The sequence below is a fragment of the Amycolatopsis oliviviridis genome, from assembly GCF_014654365.1.
Taxonomy (GTDB): domain Bacteria; phylum Actinomycetota; class Actinomycetes; order Mycobacteriales; family Pseudonocardiaceae; genus Amycolatopsis; species Amycolatopsis oliviviridis.
Window position 1 is genome coordinate 252,482 of record NZ_BNAY01000003.1, and the last position, 18,852, is coordinate 271,333.

Below are 18,852 nucleotides of genomic sequence, written 5' to 3' on the forward strand. Positions count from 1 at the left end.
AACGTAACTCAGACCCGCGCGGTCTCCTTGCTGCGGGACAACGACAGTGCCGCGATCCCGGCGGGGAAGAACATGAGCACGCCGTAGATCCCGGCGGGCACGGCCATCGTCTTGTCGCCGAGGACGGAGATCGCGACGGCGATCGCGAGAGTGGCGTTGTGGACGCCGATCTCCATGGCGGACGCGATCGACTGCCCTCGGTCCACCCGGAACAACCGCGGCACGTAGTACCCGATCGCGAGGCTGAGCACGGAAAGCGCCAGCGCCACCGGTCCGAGCGTCCCGATGTTGTCCACCAGGGTCCGGAACTCCTGCGCGATCGCGGCCGCGATCACCAGCACGAGCACCACGGCGGAGCCGATCTTGACCGGTTTGCGCATCCGCTCGGCCCAGCCGGTGAACCGGCTCCGCACCGCCATCCCGAGCACGACCGGGATCAGCACGATCGCGAACACCTGCACGAACTTCGCGGGCTGGAGCCCGACCGAGGCGCCGCCGTCGAGGAATTCGGCCATCGACAGGCCGACCACCAGCGGCAGGGTGAAGACCGCCAGCACGGAGTTGATCGCCGTGAGCGTGACGTTGAGGGCGATGTCGCCGCCGGCGAGGTGACTGAACAGGTTCGCCGACGTCCCGCCGGGCGACGCGACGAGCAGCATCATCCCGACCGCGAGCACTCCGCCGAGGCCGAACACCAGGATGAGGCCGACGCAGATCACGGGCAGCACGATCATCTGGCACACCAACGCGATGACGGCCGCCTTCGGGTACTTCAGCACCCGCGTGAAGTCGCCGACGGTCAGGGTCAGTCCCAGCCCGAACATGACGAGCGCCAGTGCGACGGGCAAGAGGATCGAAAACATCGCCGAACCCATCGCGGGGCCTCCGTCCGATATGCCCTTTTCAGATCGGCAATCGTGTCAAGCGGCGGGGACCCGGTCAAGGCACGAAACCCAGCCGTGATCCCGCTTGACTTTTCCGAGAGCAGTGCTCACTATGGTTACAGGCTCTAACGGACACAACAAGCACTCAGGGAGATCGTGATGAACACGCTGACCGAGGTCGTACTGCCGGGCAAGGTCGAGCCGGAAGGCCTGGAGCTGCGGGAACGCCCGCTCCCCGCACCCGGCCCCGGCCAGGTGGTGGTCGCGATGGAGGCGACCGGGGTCTCGTTCGCCGAGCAGCAGATGCGCCGCGGCAAGTACTACGACCAGCCGCCCTTCCCCTTCGTCCCCGGCTACGACCTGGTCGGAACGGTCCTGACCACCGGCGACGGGGTCGACCGCGGGCTCGCCGGCCGCCGGATCGCCGCGCTGACGAAGGTCGGGAGCTGGGCCAGCCACGTCGTCCTCGACGCCGCCGACGTCGTGCCCGTCCCGGACGGCCTCGGCGCCGAAGAGGCCGAGACCGCGGTGGTCAACGGCATCACCGCCTGGCAGATGCTGCACCGCAAGGCCCGGGTGCGCGCCGGGCAGACGATCCTGGTCCACGGCGCGAACGGCGGGGTCGGCTCGCTGCTGGTCCAGCTCGCCGCGCAGGCGGGTGTCCGGGTGATCGGCACCGCGTCGAAGCGGCACCACGAAGCGCTGCGGCGCCTGGGAGTCACGCCGATCGACTACCGCACCGAGGACATCTCCGCCCGCGTCCGCGAGCTCGCCCCCGAAGGTGTCGACGCCGTCTTCGACCACGTCGGCGGTGCCAGCGTGCTCGCGTCGTGGAAGCTGCTCGCCCGCGGCGGCACCCTCGTCTCCTACGGCAGCGCCGCGACCCGCGACGACGAAGGCTCCAAGCAACTGCCCGTGCTCAAGATCCTCGCCCGCGTCATGGTGTGGAACAGCCTCCCGAACGGCCGCAACGCGTACTTCTTCAACGTCTGGGCGGGACGGTCCTTCGCCAAGAACCGGTTCCGTGCCCGGCTGCGCGAAGACCTCACCCAGGTCTTCGCCGCCCTGAAGGACGGCACGATCACCGCACAGGTCGCGGCGCGGCTGCCGTTGAGCCAGGTCGCGGAGGCCCTGCGGCTGGCCGAATCCGGGACGGTCGCGGGCAAGGTGGTGCTCACGCCGTAAGGGTTCGGTAACCGCGCGAATCCGGCGATCCGGACGGTTCGCGCGGTTGAATGACCTCCATGAAACGCAAGCGGGTGCTCGCCGTCGTGGCGGCCGGACTGGTGATGGCGGTGGCCGCGGGCCTCTACTGGTTCCAGCCGTGGAAGCTCTGGGTGAACGAAACGGTCCAAGAGGCACTTCCCCTGCCTCAAACCTCGGCTCAAAGCACCGAAAGTGCCGTGCCCGCCCCGAAAAAGCCCACGGTCGTGGCGACCGGGGAATTGATCAGCCACGAACACGAGACCAGCGGCGGCGTCCGGATCCTCCGCGCGGAAGACGGATCACTGGTGCTGCGCCTGGAGAATCTCGACACGAGCAACGGCCCGGACCTGCGGGTCCTGCTCACCGCCGCGCCGGTGCTCCCCGGCAAGGACGGCTGGTTCGTGTTCGACGACGGCGCGCACGTGAGCGCCGGGAAGCTCAAGGGCAACAAGGGAAGCCAGAACTACACCCTGCCCGCGGGCACCGATCTGGCCCGCTATTCGAGTGTCAGCATCTGGTGCGACCGGTTCGACGTCTCGTTCGGCGCGGCTCCGTTGACCAAAACCCCTTAGGCCAGCCGGTTCACGGCGTATTCCATCTCCGCGCGGACGGCGCGCAGGTCGATTCCGCCGGGATCGATGATCGTGGCCACGGCGATCCCCCGCAGCTGCCCGACCAGCGCCGCCGCGTACGCGTCGGGGTCGCGGACACCGGAGATGGAACCGTCGGCGATCCCGGCGGCGACGGTCTGCGCGATGGCGAACCGGTACCGGCGATCGGCCTCGGTCATCGCCGCCCGCACCGCCGGATCACCGACGGTCGCGTCCGTCCAGAGCACCACGAACGCCCGGTTCAGCGGCGGCATGTCGGTGAGCAGCTCGAAGAAGATGTCCAGCAACGCGCGCAACATGTCCATCGGGCCGGGCGTCAGCCCGCCGGTGCGGGTGGCGACGGCGGCGCTGAAGGCGTCGGCGAACTTCTCCGCGGCGAACTCGACGAGCCGCTGCACCAGCGTCTCCTTCGACCCGAACAGCTGGTAGACGACGCCGCTCGGATAGCCCGTCCTGGCACAGATCATGCCGATCTTGAGCCGGGCGAAGCCTGTCTCGCCGACCAGACGGGCGGCGGTGTCGAGAATCCGTGTCCTGGCGATCTCCTGGTCACGTTGGACCTGGCGCTCCTCCGCAGACGAGTCCACGACGAGATCCTCCCATGACTTCCGGTTCGTCACCTGTTGACGCGGCGTTACGATCCGGACATGAGGATCGCCTTCTCCGCCGACGACCGGAACGCCACCACGGACGCCGTCCAGGCCTTCCTGGCCGAGGCCGGGCACGAGGTGATCCACCCGGCGACGTCGGAACTCTGGCCGGAACTCGGCGCGGCGGTGGGCAAGGCGGTCGCCGACGGCGACGCCGACTTCGGCGTGGTCATGTGCTGGACCGGGACGGGCACGGCCATCGCGGCCAACAAGGTTCCCGGCGTGCGCGCGGCGCTGGCCTGGGACACCTGGATCGCCGCGGGCGCGCGCAAGTGGAACGACGCGAACGTGCTGGCACTGAGCCTGAAGCGGCTCGCTCCCGACGTCGCCGTCGAAATCACCGAGGTGTTCCTTTCCGGTATCGCGCCGGACGCCGACGAATCGGCGAATATCGCACGGCTCGGCGAAATGGACGAATTCCGTCGCTGAACGGCACCGAACCTGTGAACGGTTAACGCTGTCGAACGTATTAGGCCGTTCGCAGGAAAATCACCACTCTACGTAGTGATGCTTCCCATATTGGTCCAGACCACGTACCGTCTCCCGCAACAAAGCGTTCCGCATGGAGGTGGTCGATGAAGACGCATCCCCGCCTGCCCGGTTTCGGCCACGGCAACGCGATGTCGCCGATTTCCCTTTGACGAAATCTTCTCCAAGATCATTTCCCTGCACCGTGTTGTAAGGAGTGAAATGTCAAGAAAGAGATGGCATCTGGTCGGCCTGTTCACGGCCGTCGCGGCGCTGGCGGTCGGTCTGGTGACCGTGCCCGCGAACGCGGCGGGCGGGGTCGGAGCCACCCTGACCAAGGGTTCGGACTGGGGGTCCGGCTGGGAGGGCAAGTACACGATCACGAACAACTCGGGATCGGCCTTGACCTCCTGGACGCTCGAGTTCGACCTCGCGTCGGGCCACTCGATCGCCTCGCTGTGGGACGGCAGCTACACCGTCTCCGGCCAGCACGTGACCGTCAAGAACACCTGGAACGGCAACGTTTCCAACGGCGCGTCCGTCAGTTTCGGCTTCAACGTCAAGTACTCCGGCGCCTACACCGCGCCCGCGAACTGCAAGATCAACGGCGGCTCCTGCGACCCGGGTGGCGGCACCCCGACGACGAGCAACCCGCCCACGACCACGACGTCCAACCCCACGACGTCGAACCCGCCCACGACGACCACCACGAGCAATCCGCCGACCACGACGACTTCGAACCCGAACCCGGGCGCGAAGAAGAACCTCGGCTACTTCGTGCAGTGGGGCGTCTACGGCCGTAACTACCACGTGAAGAACATTCACACTTCTGGTTCCGCGGCGAAGCTGACGCACATCAACTACGCCTTCGGCAACGTCACAGGCGGTTCTTGCACCGCCAACGACGACACCTACGCCGACTACGACAAGTTCTACGACGCCGGGTCCAGTGTGGACGGTGTCGCGGACACGTGGGACGCGGGCGCGCTGCGCGGTAACTTCAACCAGCTGCGCAAGCTGAAGAAGATGTACCCGGGCCTGAAGGTGCTGTGGTCGTTCGGTGGCTGGACCTGGTCCGGCGGCTTCGGCCAGGCGTCGAAGAACCCGGCCGCGTTCGCGGAATCCTGCTACAAGCTGATCAAGGACCCGCGGTGGGCCGACGTCTTCGACGGCATCGACATCGACTGGGAGTACCCGAACGCCTGCGGTCTCACCTGTGACACCAGCGGCCCCGCCGCCATCAAGAACGTGGCACAGGCGCTGCGCACGAAGTTCGGCTCCTCGTTCCTGGTCACCGCCGCGATCACCGCGGACGCCAGCAGCGGCGGCAAGCTCGACCTCGCCGACTACGGCCCCGCGTCGGCGTACTTCGACTGGTACAACGTCATGACGTACGACTTCTTCGGCGCCTGGGCGGCGCAGGGCCCGACGGCCCCGCACTCGCCGCTGACCGCGTACCCGGGCATCCCGCAGCAGGGCTTCAACTCCGACGACGCCATCCAGAAGCTCAAGGCCAAGGGTGTTCCGGCGAGCAAACTGTTGCTGGGTATCGGTTTCTACGGCCGAGGCTGGACCGGCGTCACGCAGGACGCCCCGGGCGGCACCGCGACCGGTGCGGCACCGGGCACGTACGAAGCGGGCATCGAGGACTACAAGGTCCTGAAGAACAGCTGCCCGTCGACGGGCACTATCGCGGGCACCGCGTACGCGAAGTGCGGCAACAACTGGTGGAGCTACGACACTCCCGCGACCATCAACTCGAAGATGGGCTGGACCAAGAACCAGGGTCTCGGCGGCGCGTTCTTCTGGGAGCTCAGTGGTGACACCGGGAACGGTGAACTGGTCACGGCCATGCGCAATGGCCTGAACTGAGAGGTCTGAGAAGTGGCAAAGCGGACTTGGATCCAGGCCGTCGGCCTGGCCGCCGCTGCCGCAACGGCCGGCGCGGTCCTCGTGATCGCGCCGGCCTCCGCGGCCGGCGGCGTCGGCGCCGCCTTCAGCAAGGGCTCCGATTGGGGCTCCGGCTGGGAGGGCAAGTACACGATCAGCAACAACTCGGGATCGAGCCTTCCCACGTGGACGGTCGAATTCGACCTTCCCGCGGGACATTCGATCGCTTCGTTGTGGGACGGCAGCTATTCCGTCTCCGGTCAGCACGTGACGGTGAAGAACACGTGGAACGGCAACCTGTCCAACGGCGGGAACACCAGTTTCGGCTTCAACGTCAAGTACTCCGGGAGCTACGTCGCCCCGGCGAACTGCAAGATCAACGGTGGTTCCTGTGATCCGGGTGGCGGCACCCCGACCACGACGCCGACCACCCCCTCCACGCCGACCACCACCACGACGACGTCGAACCCGCCGACGACCACCACGAGCAACCCGCCGCAGCCCGGCGGTCGTGGCGCGCCGTATCTGTACATGGGCTGGGGCAGCCCGCCGAACCCGCAGACGGTCATGAACGCGACCGGGATCAAGTGGTTCACCTTGGCGTTCGTGCTGGCCTCGAACGGCTGCAACCCCGCGTGGGACGGCAGTCGTCCGCTGCAGGGCGGCGTCGACGCGAACGCGATCGCGCAGATCAAGGCCGCGGGCGGGCAGATCGTGCCGTCCTTCGGCGGGTGGAGCGGCAACAAGCTCGGCCCGAACTGCTCGACGCCGGAACTGCTCGCCGGCGCCTACCAGAAGGTGATCGACGCCTATGGTCTCAAGGCGATCGACATCGACATCGAGAACACCGACGAGTTCGAGAACGCGACAGTGCAGGACCGTGTCCTGAACGCGCTGAAGATCGTGAAGGCGAACAACCCCGGTATCCAGACCATCCTCACCTTCGGCACGACGACCAGTGGCCCGAACTCCTGGGGCAACCGGCTCATCGACCAGTCGAAGGCGCTGAACGCCGGCATCGACGTCTACACGATCATGCCGTTCGACTTCGGTGGCGGCGCGGACATGTACGGCAACACCATCAAGGCCGCGAACGGCTTGCGGGACAAGCTGAAGTCGACCTTCGGGTGGGACGACGCCACGGCGTACACCCACCTGGGCATCAGCGGCATGAACGGTCTCTCGGACCAGCGGGAACTGACGAGCCTGGACACCTGGACCAAGATCACCAACTGGTCCAAGACGAACAAGATCGCCAGGCTCGCTTTCTGGTCGGCCAACCGCGACCGGGGCTGCCCCAACGGTGGGGTCGCCGAGAACTGCAGTGGTATCGCACAGAACGACTGGGACTTCACGCGGATCACCGCGGGCTTCTGACGTCCCTCTCCCCGACAAGTACTCCCCGAAACCGCGGGCCCGCACCGAAGCTGCACGGTGCGGGCCCGCCCCTTTGCGCGTTCAGTCCTCTGGATGCGGTACTTGCGTACGCATCTACCGCATCCAGAGGACGAAACGCGTACCGGGCACGGCGGTACATGAAGGACCCCTTCCTTGCGCCTAGGTACAGGAAGGGGTCCTTCACGTACTGGGACACGCCTCCGGTGACGCGTTTCGTCCTCTGAATGCGGTGAACGCACGGGCGGCGATCGCCATTCGGCACCTTCTCGCATAGCCGACCGCACCCGCACCGGGATGGGGGTTGCGAAAGCCACTTTCGCAACCCCCATCCCGGCCCGAGCGCGTGAAGGCCCCCTTCCCTCGGCTGAGCCGAGGGAAGGGGGCCTTCACGCGCGATCGAAGCGCAGGATCAGGGCAGGGCGTTCAGGAAGGGTTCGTGGGCGTTCTGGAATTCCCAGCCGTAGTACCGGTCCCAGTTGATCGACCACGTCATCAGCCCGCGCAGCGCCGGCGAAGCACCGCCACGCAGGGAATACGACCCGCAGCCCGAGTTCTTCACCAGGCAGTTCAGCGCCGAGTGCACCGCCGCCGGGGCGGTGTGCCCGTTGCCCGCGCTCACCGCGGCGGGCAGGCCGAACGCGATCTGGTCCTCACGCAGCCCCGGGAACCGGAACCCGGTCGAGGACACCGTGAAGCCCGCCTTGATCATGTCGGTCATCGCGATGTGGAAGTCCGCGCCGCCCATGAAGTGGTACTGGTTGTCCAGGCCCATCACCGGTCCGGAGTTGTAGTCCTGGACGTGCAGCACGGTGAGCGCGTCCCGCATCGCGTGGATCACCGGCAGGTAGGAACCCGTCCGGTTGTCGGCGCCGCCAAGGCCGCCGTAGTACTGGTATCCGGTCTGCACGAAGAACGTCTCCGGTGCCATCGTGAGCACGAATCCCGCGCCGTACTTGGCTTTCAGCGTCTTCAGGGCCGAAATGAGATTGACGATCACCGGCGTGGTCGGATTGCGGAAGTCGTTGTCGCCGGAGTTGAGGTACAGCGAGTGTCCCTCGAAGTCGATGTCGAGCCCGTTCAGCCCGTACCGGTCGATGATCGCGGAGACCGAACTGACGAAAGCGTCGCGCGCCGCGGTCGTGGTCAGCTGGACCTGGCCGTTCTGGCCGCCGATGGAGATCAGGACCTTCTTGCCTTGCGCCTGCTTCGCGCGGATCGCGGCGATGAAGTCCGCGTCGCTTTCCACCGTCGGGCATTCCGCCACCGGGCACCGCGTGAACCGGATGTCGCCCGAGGTCACCGAAGTCGGCTCACCGAAGGCCAGGTTGACGATGTCCCAGGCGGCCGGGACGTCGGCCATCCGCGTGTACCCGGAGCCGTTGGCGAAGCTCGCGTGCAGGTAGCCGATCAGCGCGTGCTTCGGCAGTCCGGTGTCGACGCAGCCGGTAGTCGTGGCGCCCGCCTCCGCGCTCTTCGGCGATTCGCCCGCGCTGTTGTACGCGGCCACCGAATAGTTGTGCGAGGTGCAGGCCGTCAGCCCCGAGATCGTCGCCGAAGTCCCGGTCACCGTCGCGACCACGTTCCCGCCCTCGTACACGCGGTATCCGGTCACCGTGCCCGCCGAGGCTCCCCACGACAGCGCGATCGACGAGTTCGTCACCGTGCCCACGGCCGGATTCCCCGGCGACGGCGGTGCTCCCGGGGTCCCGCCGCCGGGCCCGTCGAGGCTGATGTCGTCCGCGTAGAAGGTGCCCGAGCCGTACCAGCCGTGGACGTACACCTCCGCCGTCGTCTGCGTGGCCGACGTCGTGAACGACAGCGAGAGCTGCGTGTACGAGGTAGCCGCGGTCCAGGTCGAAGGTCCGCCGGTGACCCCGAGGTACACGGGATTCCCGTTCACCCAGGCGGAAACCGCGTAGGTCGTGCTGGGCTTGACGGACACCGTCTGTGCGCACTTCCCGATCGTCGAGCCGGGCGTGACTGAAACGGCGTAACCGCCTGAGTACGCCGGTGTGGTGACGGCCGTCCCCGCCGCGCAGGACCAGCCGGACGTCGAACCCGCCTCGAAGCCGGGATTGAGAAGCAGGTTGGCCGCGCTCGCGGTGCCGCCCCCCGTTATCAGCCCGGCGAAGGTGAGCACCACAACGGCCAGAAAGGCCAAGGATCTGGAACGCCTCATCGCGATTCCTCCGGATCAAGGGCGGCCTGCCGCCGCGCTGGGCTAATTGTCTAGACCAATCTGGCGAAAGTCCATACCTCAGGGGCGCCAGGGCCGAAAGACCCGACCACTCCGGGCTCCTATACCGGTGTGACTCGCGAACGCGCTCCGTAACGTCGAAAGGGCCAAAAGAGGGCTGGGGGCTTTCGGGAGGTGGGGACAGTGGGAACGCACAGGGACACACCGAGAACGGCACAGCCGGCGTGACCGCCGTGGCAGAAGCCGTGCGCCCGACTACGTACAGCGCCGATGCGCACTCGGCGGGAAAGAGTGCCTCGCGCGTGCCCCGTCCGGGAGAACCGGACGGCGAATTGATCCGCGCGGCGATCCAGGGTGACCGGCGGGCCGTCGGGGGCCTGCTGACCCTGCTCCGGCCCATCGTGATCCGGTACTGCGCGGGCAGGCTGGGCGGGACGACGCGCGGCATCTCCAACGCCGAGGACTGCGCGCAGGAGGTCCTCATGGCCGTCCTGGTGGCCTTGCCGCGCTACAGCTACCAGGACGACAGCTTCCTGCCGTACGTCTTCGGGATCGCGTCGCACAAGGTCGCCGACATCCGCCGGAACCTCGCCCGCGACCCGTCCGCGCCGGTGCCCGATCCGGAGCCCGAGCAGGACGGGCCGTGGAACCCGACGTTCGAAGAGGTCGAGAGGGCCGATCGCAGCCGGCGGCTGTCCCGGCTGTTCGAGGTCCTTTCGGTGAAACAGCGCGACGTGCTGGTGCTCCGCGTGATCCACGGGTTCAGTGCCGAGGAGACCGCGAACGCGCTGGGCATGGCGAGCGCGGGCGCGGTCCGCGTCACCCAGCACCGCGCGCTCAACGAACTACGCCGGGTACTGCGCGAGGATCCCGGCTACGCGGGCGGGTTCACGTTCTTCTAGGAAGAGGGCTTGCGGCGTTGCGTGGCGTAGACGGCGGCGGCGGTGCGGCGTTCGAACCCGAGCTTGTGCAGCAGGGACGACACGTAGTTCTTGACCGTCTTCTCCGCCAGGTACAGCTTTTCCGCGATCTGGCGGTTGGTCAGCCCGTCGGCGATGTGGTCGAGCACCCGCCGCTCCTGCGGGCTCAGCTGTTCGTACCGCGGGTCCGGGAGGTCGCTCTCGCCGCGCAGCCGGTTCATCACCGACGCCGTCAGCGTGCTGTCCAGCAGCGATCCCCCGGCGGCGACCGTGCGGACGGCCTTGACCAGCGCACCACCGGAGACCTGCTTGAGCATGTACCCGGCCGCACCCGCCATGATCGCGCCGAACAGCGCGTCGTCGTCGGAGTAGGACGTCAGCATCAGGCAGGCGGGCGGCGGGTCGATGGACGCCCGGATCTCCCGGCAGACGCTGACCCCCTCACCGTCCGGCAGCCGGACGTCGAGCACCGCGACCTGGGGTTTGACCGCGGGGATCCGCACGAAGGCCTCGGCGGCCGTGGACGCCTCGCCGACCACGGTGAGATCGTCCTCGGCCTCGAAGACCGTCTTCAGCCCGGTGCGGACGAGTTCGTGATCGTCCAGCAGGAACACCGAAATCGTCATCCCACACTCCCCTGTCGGGCCGGCAACTCCACCGACCAGTCGAGCCTCGTCCCGCCTTCCGGCCTCGCTTCGACGCCGAACGACCCGTTCCAGCGGGCCGCGCGTTCGGCGAGGTTCGCGACCCCGCTGCGATGGCCGGGTTCGGCGGGCATGCCGACCCCGTCGTCCACCACCGAAAGTTTCAGCCACCGCCCGTCGCGGTCGACCGAGACGTCGACCGACACCGTCGTCGCCTCCGCGTGCCTGACCACATTGGACAGTGCTTCACGCAGGGTCGCGATGAGATCGGACCGCACCGTGTCCGGCACCGTCGAGTCGAGCGGCCCGTCGAACCCGACCCGGGGTTCCGAGGCGCAGCCCGCGTCCAGCGCGACGCGCAGCAGCTCCGACCGGAGGCTGCCCTGCGCCTCCGCCGGTTCCTGCAGCGAGAAGATGCTGTTGCGGATCTCGCGGATGGTGCGGTCGATCTCGTGCGCGAAGCCGGTCACGCGGTCGGCGACGGCGGGTTCGCTCGCCAGCCTGCTGAGCCCCTCCAGGCCGAGCCCGATCGCGAACAGCCGCTGGATCACCAGATCGTGCAGATCGCGGGCGATCCGGTCGCGGTCCTCGAAGACGGCGAGCCGCTGCCTGTCCTGTTGCGCGCGGGCGAATTCGACCGCGAGCGCGGCGTGCGCGGCGAAGGTCTCGGCGAGCTGGACGTCGTAGGCGGAGAACGGCGTCTTGTCGCGGAACTTCGCCACCAGCAGGACGCCGAGTTTCTCCTCGCCGACGAGCAAGGGGACGGCGATCGTGGAGTCCAGGTCCTTGATCGCCGCGGGCATCGCGGAGGCGTTGTCGCCCTGGTATTCGAGCACCTTCTCGCCGTAGTCCCGGACCACGACGGGTTTCCCGGTGGTGAACGCCATCCCGGTCGCGGTGCCCTCGGTGGGCACGGCGACCCCGGCGAGCCTGTCGGCGTCCGGCCCCGGCGGCTCGACGATCTCGAAGACCAGCCGCCCGTCACCGCTGGGCAGGGCCACCGCCCCCGCGGTGCCGCCGGCGACGACGCGGGCGCGTTCGGCGATGAGGTGCAGGGTCGCGGTCAGATCCTGGTCGGTCAGGAGCGCGCCGGTGACGTGGTAGGACGCTTCGAGCCAGCGCTCGCGCCGCTGCACCTGGTCGAACAGGGCCGCGTTCTCGATCACCACACCGGCCGCGGCGGTGAGCGCGATGAGCAGATCGTCCTCGGCTTCGGTGAACTCCTCGCCGCCCGGTTTCCGGGCGAGGTACAGCATCCCGAAGATGCGGCCGCGCAGGCGGATCGGCATGACCCGGGACTCGTCCTCCGACGGCGGCCGTTGCCAGGCGTCGCCGAAGCGGATGAACTCGTCCGAATCGAGCACGCTCAGCGCACCGAACGGGGCGCCGGTCAGCTCGCAGGCGGATTCCACCATCCGCCGCAGCACGTCGGAGAGGCTGAGATCGTGGGCGATCCCGGCCACCGCGTCCAGAATTCTGGGCGCCTTGGCGTCACTCGCCGCACTCACCCGCCGCACCGCCGTCACCGTCCCGGGTCACCGCTCCGGGCAGTGGGGTCAGGAGTGACAAACGCGCCCGGATCGCTCATCTGGTGCGTCGATCACGGACAGTGCTTCGTTACTGCACACGCCGAGGATCCTTCGTCCGGTTACCGACTCGATGGGGATCCGGAGGTACCGGGAGTCCGCCCGGCCGGTCCAGCAGCCCAGAGGCAGGGTTTCGAGCTCGGCGGTCACCAGCGGATCACGCACCTCGGAGGCCCTGCCGACGACGGTGACGAACCAACCACTCTTCAGGTCCTTGGCGAACTCGTCGACCGCGAACGCCACCACACTGTCGAGTATCCCGGCGAACAACGCGCTCTGTGAGGGCGTCCGCACCACGATCGCGCCATGGTGGAGCGCGAACCGGGCGGGCTGGATCGCCGGCAGGGCACGGGAGGTGAACACCACCCGGCCGAGCCCGGCGCCCGCGAGCAGTGCCAGGCACTGCTCACGGTCGAGCATCTCGAGACCCAAGGAGTCGGACATTCGGCATCCCCGCGTTCTCGTAGTCCACTGCGTCGAGATCCACGGTCCCTCGGCCTACCGACTCACCGGTAGGGCCAATGGACCCGCCTCGTGCGGGGGATCCCGGGCTACCCCTTGGGCGAGAGCAGGACCACGGGAATCTCCCGCTCGGTCTTGGTCTGGTACTGCGCGTAGTTCTTGTAATCCGCGGTGATCTTCGGCCAGAGGCGGGCACGCAGATCGGCGTCGGCGACGCTCGCGACCATCGGCTTCGCGGTCTCGCCCTTCAGGGTGACCTCGACCTCGGGGTTGTCGCGGAGGTTGAGCAACCACGCCGGGTGCTGGTCGTCCCCGCCCCGGGAGGCGACGATGACGTACGCGTCGCCCTCGCGCAGCGGCGAGGTCAGCAGCACGGTGCGCGGCTGGCCGGATTTGCGGCCGATGGTGGTCAGTTCCAGGACGGTCATCCCGGCGACCTGCCAGCCGGCGCGGCCGCCGCTGACCTTCTGGATGACGCGGTGGACGGCGTTCATGGTCTTCAAGGCGAAATCACTGGGCATGCGGAGAAGGCTACTCCGCTTTCATCGAGACTTCGATTCCGTCCAGGAGAACGGCCAGCGAGAGCTCGAAGGCCTCCCTCGCCTCCTGCTCCAGGTAGGACACCGTCTCGTCCTCCATCCGGAACGCGTGCTCGCCCTCCATCCAGGTCAGCGTCGGGAAACGTTCGGCGAAGTCCGGCGAGACCTCCTGTAGACGCGCCGACCGCGCGAGCCACCACTCGTCGTCGGACTGCCCCGTCGCCTTCTCCGCCTGCCGTGCCTCCGAAGCCGTCCTCGCGGGCTCGCGCACGCACGAGTACAGCGCGCTGACCAGCCGTCGCAGCATCACCGGGCCCAATCCGGTCCGGCGCAGGATCTTCACCAGCGCCTCCAGTACGACGTACTCGTTCGGCCCCAGCACCGGCCGCGCCTGCGAGATCTGCAGGACCCAGGGGTGCCGCAGATAGAAGTCCCAGAGATCCTCGGCCCAGCGCGTGGCGTCGGCTCGCCAGCCGTCCCCGTCATGGGAGACGCACAGCTCGGCGAGCGCCTTGTCGTACATGAGATCGAGCAGCTCGCTCTTGCTCGGGACATAGGTGTAGAGCGCCATGGCCGTGCGGCCGAGGGTGTCCCCGACGGCGCGCATCGACAGGCCCGCCATGCCCTCGGCGTCCGCGATGGCGATGGCGGTGTCGACGATCAGCTCCACCGAGAGCCCCTGCTTGGGACCAGGGCGTTCGACGTCCGGCGACTCCGTCCGCCACAGCAGCGCCATCGACCGCCGAGGGTCCCCTTGAGCCGCGTAGACGACCACTTGCCAACTCCTTACAGCATAAAGTAACCTCTGCTACCCTCACTTTACAGGCTAAAGAGTTCCAACCAGGGGAGAGCCATGCCTTCGGCCGCCGACAGCCACGACATGATCCAGGTGCGCGGAGCCAGAGAGAACAACCTCGCCGACGTCTCGGTCGACATCCCCAAGCGCCGCCTCACCGTCTTCACCGGTGTCTCGGGCTCGGGGAAGTCGTCCTTGGTGTTCGGCACCATCGCCGCCGAGTCGCAGCGGCTGATCAACGAGACCTACACCGCGTTCATCCAGTCCTTCATGGCCCCGGTCGGACGGCCGGACGTGGACACGCTGCGGAACCTGAGCGCCGCGATCGTCGTCGACCAGGAGCGGATGGGGGCCAACTCCCGCTCCACGGTCGGCACCGCGACCGACGCGCACACGATGTTGCGGATCGTCTTCAGCAGGCTGGGACAACCGCACGTCGGGACGTCGGGAGCGTTCAGCTTCAACCTTCCCGAGGGGATGTGCCCCGAATGCGAGGGGCTGGGGAAGGTCTCGACCATCGACATGGACCAGCTCGTCGACAAGGAGCTGTCACTGGACGAAGGGGCGATCACCGTCCCGAACTTCGCGCCGGGGAGCTGGTACTGGAAGGGGCTGGCGGAGTCCGGCTTCGTCGATCCCGCGGTCAAGCTGAAGGACTACACCCCACAGCAGTGGGAAGACTTCATGCACAAGCCCGCCACCAAGATCAAGCTCGCCGGGATCAACACGAACTACGAGGGCCTGCTGGTCAAGGTCCAGCGGCTGTTCCTGTCGAAGGACAAGGAAGCCACACAGCCGCACATCCGGGCCTTCGTGGACCGGGCGATCACCTTCCGGAAGTGCCCGGCGTGCGACGGCGCCCGGCTCAACGAGGCGGCACTGTCGTCGAAGATCGACGGACTGAACATCGCCGACTGCTCGTCGATGCAGATCAGCGACCTGGCCGACGTCGTCCGCAAACTCGACGACCCGTCGGTCGGCCCGCTGATCCAGACCTTGCGCGGCACGCTCGACTCGCTCGTGGAGATCGGCCTCGGCTACCTGAGCCTCGACCGCGAGTCCGGGACGCTTTCGGGTGGTGAGGCGCAGCGCGTGAAGATGGTGCGGCACCTGGGTTCCAGCCTCACCGACGTCACCTACGTCTTCGACGAGCCGACCGTCGGGCTGCACCCGCACGACATCCAGCGCATGAACGGCCTGCTGCTCCTGTTGAAGGACAAGGGGAACACGGTGCTCGTCGTCGAGCACAAACCGGAGACCATCGAGATCGCCGACCACGTCGTCGACCTCGGACCGGGCGCCGGGCCGCACGGCGGGCAGATCTGTTTCACCGGCGATGTCGACGGCCTGCGCGCGTCCGGCACGCTGACCGGACGGCACCTCGACCACCGGGCGCGGCTGCGCGCCGACGTCCGCGTACCGACCGGGCGGATCGAGATCCGGAACGCGACCCGGCACAACCTGCGCGGTGTCGACGTCGACATCCCGCTGGGCGTGCTGACCGTGGTCACCGGGGTCGCCGGTTCGGGCAAGAGCTCGCTCATCCACGGCTCACTGTCCACAAGGGACGACGTCGTGGTGCTCGACCAGTCGGCCATCCGCGGCTCGCGGCGGAGCAACCCGGCGACCTACACCGGCCTGCTCGACCCGATCCGCACCGCCTTCGCCAAGGCCAACGGCGTCAAGGCGGCCCTGTTCAGCGCGAACTCCGAGGGCGCGTGCCCGAAGTGCAAGGGCATCGGGCTGATCTACACCGACCTCGCGATGATGGCCGGGGTGGCGACGGTCTGCGAGGAGTGCGACGGCAAGCGGTTCACCGTCGAGGTCCTGACCTATCGGTTGCGGGGCAAGAACATCAGCGAGGTCCTCGCGATGCCTGTCGCGGAGGCGCGGGAGTTCTTCCCCTCGGGCCAGGCACGGACGATCCTGGACCGGCTCTCCGACGTCGGCCTCGGCTATCTCGGGCTCGGACAGCCGCTCACGACGCTGTCCGGCGGGGAACGGCAGCGGATCAAACTGGCCATCCGGATGGCGGAGAAGTCGGCGACCTACGTCCTCGACGAACCGACCACCGGGCTGCACCTCGCCGACGTCGACCAGCTGCTGGGGCTGCTGGACCGGCTGGTCGACGACGGCAACACGGTGGTGGTCATCGAGCATCACCAGGCGGTGATGGCGCACGCGGACTGGATCGTCGACCTGGGACCGGGCGCCGGTTCGGACGGGGGCCAGGTGGTCTTCACCGGGAGTCCGGCCGACCTGGTCGCCTCCGGTGACACGCTCACTGCACAGCACCTTCGCGCTTACGTGGGCCGCTAGCGCTTCCCTCCCTCCCCCCGCGAGTGTCATGAAAGGGCCGTTCAGGACAAAAGATGTCCTGAACGGCCCTTTCATGACATCCGGGAGCGGGTACGGAGCGCTTCTCGACCAGCACCGATCCCGACCAGCCCCAGCACCACCAGAGCCAGCCCCGAGGTCACCATCTCGACCGGCGACGCCGCCAGCGGCGAAACCCCGGTCACCGACTCGACCCCCACCACCGCGGTCAGCACGGCGTAAGCCCCGATCGCCACCCACACCAGCCGCACGCGCCGCCGTTCCGTCCAGTCCGCGAGCCGCAGCAGCCAGGCGAGGCCCGGCACGATGAGGATCGCGTGCATCGCCACCGCGTGCAGCGGCTTCAGCGCGCCGGCCGTGGTGTACGCGGCCTGCGGGTTCCCGCCCCGCGCCTCGACGACGCCGCTCGCGATCATCGCCGCGCCCGCGCCCAGCGCCACCAGCAGCGCCACGAAACCGAACCGCACCGCCAGCCGCATGCTCGCCGTCGTCTCCCCCTCACCGCGCATCGCCGCCGCGGTGAACGAGACCGCCGTCAGGATGAGGACGCCACCGCCCGCCGCGAGCGTCGTCGACACCACGTTGTCGAAACCGGTCTCGAAGTTGAAGTGTGACGGCACCCCGCGCCAGGCCTGCATGCTCACCAGCACCGTCTCGACGACACTCGCCCCGGTGAAAACGCCGAGCAGCACGGTGCGCACCCGCGGCCGCACCGCGACGTACGACGTCGCCCAAGCGACGGTCGCCAGCGTCAGCCCGAACGAAAGGCCGAAGGTGACCGCCTTCCGCATCGACAGCGGCCCGGTCCACGAACCGCCCGACACGAGCAGCACGACCAAGTGCACGAGACCGCTGAGGAACAGGATCGCCCCGGTCACGTAGGCGACGCGTTCGATCGTCCGAATCATGCCGACGAGTGTCTTCCGGGACGCCGGGAAAAGCGTCGGCCGTGAAGCGACACCTCGCGTACGCCCGCCTACGTAGCTGAGAGCCCCTCAGCGAAGACCGCGGTAGAGACCGACGGTCTGTTAGTCTGCCGTCATCATGCCTCGCATCCTTGTCCGCGTCGCCGCCTTGATCGCCGTTCTCGCCCTCCTGTTCGGAGTGCCGTGGTGGACGATCGTCGGCGCCCCCGAACTCCCGGCCGCGCTCGAAGTCCTCGGCACGATCGTGTTCGCCGCCGCGGTGGTCGCCGTGCCCGCGTGCATGGTCCTCGGCCACGGCCCGTGGCAGCGTGACGTCGCGGCGAAGATCGGCGACCTCTCCCTCGGGCTGATCTGGCTGCTGTTCTCGTTGTCGGTACTCGGGAACGTGCTGCGGCTCGTGCTCTCGGTGTCCGGAGTGGACAGTGCGGCGGGGATCGTGTCCGGCGTCGTCCTGGTGTCCTTCGCGGCGCTGGCGGCGTACGGGATGGCCGAAGCCCGGCGCGTGCCGCGGCTCAAGGAACTCGACGTCGTGATCCCCCGCCTCGGCGCCGGACTCGACGGTCTCCGCTTCGCGATCATCACCGACACCCACTTCGGCCCGCTGAACCGGACCAAGTGGTCGGAGAAGGTCGTCGAGGTGGTGAACGAACTCGGCGCCGACGTCGTGGCCCACGCGGGCGACCTCGCCGACGGCTCCGTCGCCAAACGCGCGCAGCAGGTCGCGCCGCTGGGCAAGGTCCGCGCGAAGCTCGGCAAGTTCTACATCACCGGCAACCACGAGTATTTCGGCGAGGCGCAGGCCTGGCTCGATCACATGCGCGACCTCGGCTGGGAGCCGTTGCACAACCGGCATCTGCCGGTCTCGCAGGGCGGGGACACCCTCGTCTTCGCCGGGATCGACGACCCGACCGGCGCCGCCTCCGGCCTGCCCGGTCACGGCCCCGACCTGCCCGCCGCGCTCGACGGCGTCGCCGCGAGCACCCCGGTCGTCCTGCTCGCCCACCAGCCGAAGCAGGTCAAGCAGGCCGCCGAGGCCGGCATCGACCTCCAGATCTCCGGGCACACCCACGGCGGCCAGATCTGGCCGTTCCACCTCTTGGTCCGGCTCGACCAGCCCGTTCTGGCCGGGCTTTCGCGCCACGGCGAGCGCACGCAGCTCTACACGAGCCGCGGCACCGGCTTCTGGGGACCGCCGCTGCGCGTCTTCGCGCCGAGCGAGATCACCCTCCTGACCTTGCGAAACGGCAAGTAGTCGACTGATCGCGACGCCTCCGGGTGTCGCGACATGCCTAACCGACAATTTTTTTTGTCTTGACAACTGGAGCGTTCGGAGCGAAG

The 18,852-nt window shown here is 68.1% G+C and carries 17 protein-coding genes; 8 read left to right on the plus strand and 9 right to left on the minus strand.

Features of this window, described 5'->3' with window-relative positions:
• Positions 1-8: 8 nt before the first annotated feature.
• A complete protein-coding gene (locus tag IE302_RS14250; RefSeq protein ID WP_229907763.1) occupies positions 9-863 on the minus strand; it encodes a bile acid:sodium symporter family protein in 855 nt (284 codons plus the stop codon).
• Positions 864-1,043: 180 nt separating this feature from the next.
• Between IE302_RS14250 and IE302_RS14255 the strand changes: the two genes are divergently transcribed.
• Positions 1,044-2,069, plus strand: coding sequence for a medium chain dehydrogenase/reductase family protein (locus IE302_RS14255; RefSeq protein WP_191255007.1), 1,026 nt, complete (start codon positions 1,044-1,046; stop codon positions 2,067-2,069).
• 59 nt (positions 2,070-2,128) lie between these two features.
• Positions 2,129-2,662: a DM13 domain-containing protein gene (locus IE302_RS14260; protein ID WP_191255008.1), complete on the plus strand. Its 534-nt coding sequence runs from the start codon at positions 2,129-2,131 to the stop codon at positions 2,660-2,662.
• Here IE302_RS14260 and IE302_RS14265 read toward each other — a convergent pair.
• Positions 2,659-3,288, minus strand: coding sequence for a TetR/AcrR family transcriptional regulator (locus tag IE302_RS14265; RefSeq protein ID WP_191255009.1), 630 nt, complete (start codon positions 3,286-3,288; stop codon positions 2,659-2,661). The genes IE302_RS14260 and IE302_RS14265 overlap by 4 nt on opposite strands.
• Before the next feature lie 60 nt (positions 3,289-3,348).
• Here IE302_RS14265 and IE302_RS14270 point away from each other — a divergent pair, with 60 nt between their 5' ends.
• From IE302_RS14270 to IE302_RS14280, 3 genes are all read left to right on the plus strand, one after another.
• A complete protein-coding gene (locus IE302_RS14270; protein WP_191255010.1) occupies positions 3,349-3,780 on the plus strand; it encodes an RpiB/LacA/LacB family sugar-phosphate isomerase in 432 nt (143 codons plus the stop codon).
• Positions 3,781-4,041: 261 nt separating this feature from the next.
• A complete protein-coding gene (locus tag IE302_RS14275; RefSeq protein WP_191255011.1) occupies positions 4,042-5,691 on the plus strand; it encodes a glycosyl hydrolase family 18 protein in 1,650 nt (549 codons plus the stop codon).
• A 12-nt stretch (positions 5,692-5,703) separates the two neighbouring features.
• Positions 5,704-7,086, plus strand: coding sequence for a cellulose binding domain-containing protein (locus IE302_RS14280; RefSeq protein ID WP_191255012.1), 1,383 nt, complete (start codon positions 5,704-5,706; stop codon positions 7,084-7,086).
• Positions 7,087-7,516: 430 nt separating this feature from the next.
• On the opposite strand, the gene IE302_RS14285 is transcribed toward IE302_RS14280, so the two are convergent.
• On the minus strand, positions 7,517-9,286 hold the full coding sequence (locus IE302_RS14285; RefSeq protein ID WP_191255013.1) for a chitinase: 1,770 nt from the start codon (positions 9,284-9,286) through the stop codon (positions 7,517-7,519).
• Positions 9,287-9,606: 320 nt separating this feature from the next.
• On the opposite strand from IE302_RS14285, the gene IE302_RS14290 reads away from it, so the two are divergent.
• On the plus strand, positions 9,607-10,206 hold the full coding sequence (locus tag IE302_RS14290; RefSeq protein ID WP_191255014.1) for a sigma-70 family RNA polymerase sigma factor: 600 nt from the start codon (positions 9,607-9,609) through the stop codon (positions 10,204-10,206).
• On the opposite strand, the gene IE302_RS14295 is transcribed toward IE302_RS14290, so the two are convergent.
• From IE302_RS14295 to IE302_RS14315, 5 genes are all read right to left on the minus strand, one after another.
• On the minus strand, positions 10,203-10,850 hold the full coding sequence (locus IE302_RS14295; protein ID WP_191255015.1) for a response regulator: 648 nt from the start codon (positions 10,848-10,850) through the stop codon (positions 10,203-10,205). The genes IE302_RS14290 and IE302_RS14295 overlap by 4 nt on opposite strands.
• Positions 10,847-12,394, minus strand: coding sequence for a sensor histidine kinase (locus IE302_RS14300; protein WP_191255016.1), 1,548 nt, complete (start codon positions 12,392-12,394; stop codon positions 10,847-10,849). The genes IE302_RS14295 and IE302_RS14300 overlap by 4 nt, the downstream gene beginning before the upstream one ends.
• 30 nt (positions 12,395-12,424) lie before the next feature.
• Positions 12,425-12,898: a pyridoxamine 5'-phosphate oxidase family protein gene (locus tag IE302_RS14305; protein WP_191255017.1), complete on the minus strand. Its 474-nt coding sequence runs from the start codon at positions 12,896-12,898 to the stop codon at positions 12,425-12,427.
• Between the two features lie 107 nt (positions 12,899-13,005).
• Positions 13,006-13,437, minus strand: a complete 432-nt coding sequence (locus tag IE302_RS14310; RefSeq protein ID WP_191255018.1) for a nitroreductase family deazaflavin-dependent oxidoreductase — start codon at positions 13,435-13,437, stop codon at positions 13,006-13,008.
• 10 nt (positions 13,438-13,447) lie between these two features.
• On the minus strand, positions 13,448-14,230 hold the full coding sequence (locus tag IE302_RS14315; RefSeq protein ID WP_191255019.1) for a TetR/AcrR family transcriptional regulator: 783 nt from the start codon (positions 14,228-14,230) through the stop codon (positions 13,448-13,450).
• Between the two features lie 78 nt (positions 14,231-14,308).
• On the opposite strand from IE302_RS14315, the gene IE302_RS14320 reads away from it, so the two are divergent.
• Positions 14,309-16,570, plus strand: a complete 2,262-nt coding sequence (locus tag IE302_RS14320; RefSeq protein WP_191255020.1) for an ATP-binding cassette domain-containing protein — start codon at positions 14,309-14,311, stop codon at positions 16,568-16,570.
• 71 nt (positions 16,571-16,641) lie between these two features.
• Here the strand turns inward: IE302_RS14320 and IE302_RS14325 are convergent, their stop codons facing one another.
• Positions 16,642-17,496 (minus strand): hypothetical protein, encoded by an 855-nt coding sequence (locus IE302_RS14325; RefSeq protein WP_191255021.1) that lies wholly within the window; start codon positions 17,494-17,496, stop codon positions 16,642-16,644.
• 136 nt (positions 17,497-17,632) lie between these two features.
• On the opposite strand from IE302_RS14325, the gene IE302_RS14330 reads away from it, so the two are divergent.
• Complete coding sequence (locus IE302_RS14330; protein WP_191255022.1) at positions 17,633-18,766, plus strand: metallophosphoesterase; 1,134 nt, start codon at positions 17,633-17,635, stop codon at positions 18,764-18,766.
• Positions 18,767-18,852: the final 86 nt, after the last annotated feature.

Coding starts and splice junctions, on each gene's coding strand:
- IE302_RS14275 (WP_191255011.1), top strand. CDS start 4,042: ATGTCAAGAAAGAGATGGCATCTGGTCGGCCTGTTCACGGCCGTCGCG.
- IE302_RS14255 (WP_191255007.1), top strand. CDS start 1,044: ATGAACACGCTGACCGAGGTCGTACTGCCGGGCAAGGTCGAGCCGGAA.
- IE302_RS14320 (WP_191255020.1), top strand. CDS start 14,309: ATGCCTTCGGCCGCCGACAGCCACGACATGATCCAGGTGCGCGGAGCC.
- IE302_RS14285 (WP_191255013.1), bottom strand. CDS start 9,286: ATGAGGCGTTCCAGATCCTTGGCCTTTCTGGCCGTTGTGGTGCTCACC.
- IE302_RS14270 (WP_191255010.1), top strand. CDS start 3,349: ATGAGGATCGCCTTCTCCGCCGACGACCGGAACGCCACCACGGACGCC.
- IE302_RS14325 (WP_191255021.1), bottom strand. CDS start 17,496: ATGATTCGGACGATCGAACGCGTCGCCTACGTGACCGGGGCGATCCTG.
- IE302_RS14330 (WP_191255022.1), top strand. CDS start 17,633: ATGCCTCGCATCCTTGTCCGCGTCGCCGCCTTGATCGCCGTTCTCGCC.
- IE302_RS14310 (WP_191255018.1), bottom strand. CDS start 13,437: ATGCCCAGTGATTTCGCCTTGAAGACCATGAACGCCGTCCACCGCGTC.
- IE302_RS14305 (WP_191255017.1), bottom strand. CDS start 12,898: ATGTCCGACTCCTTGGGTCTCGAGATGCTCGACCGTGAGCAGTGCCTG.
- IE302_RS14250 (WP_229907763.1), bottom strand. CDS start 863: ATGTTTTCGATCCTCTTGCCCGTCGCACTGGCGCTCGTCATGTTCGGG.
- IE302_RS14295 (WP_191255015.1), bottom strand. CDS start 10,850: ATGACGATTTCGGTGTTCCTGCTGGACGATCACGAACTCGTCCGCACC.
- IE302_RS14260 (WP_191255008.1), top strand. CDS start 2,129: ATGAAACGCAAGCGGGTGCTCGCCGTCGTGGCGGCCGGACTGGTGATG.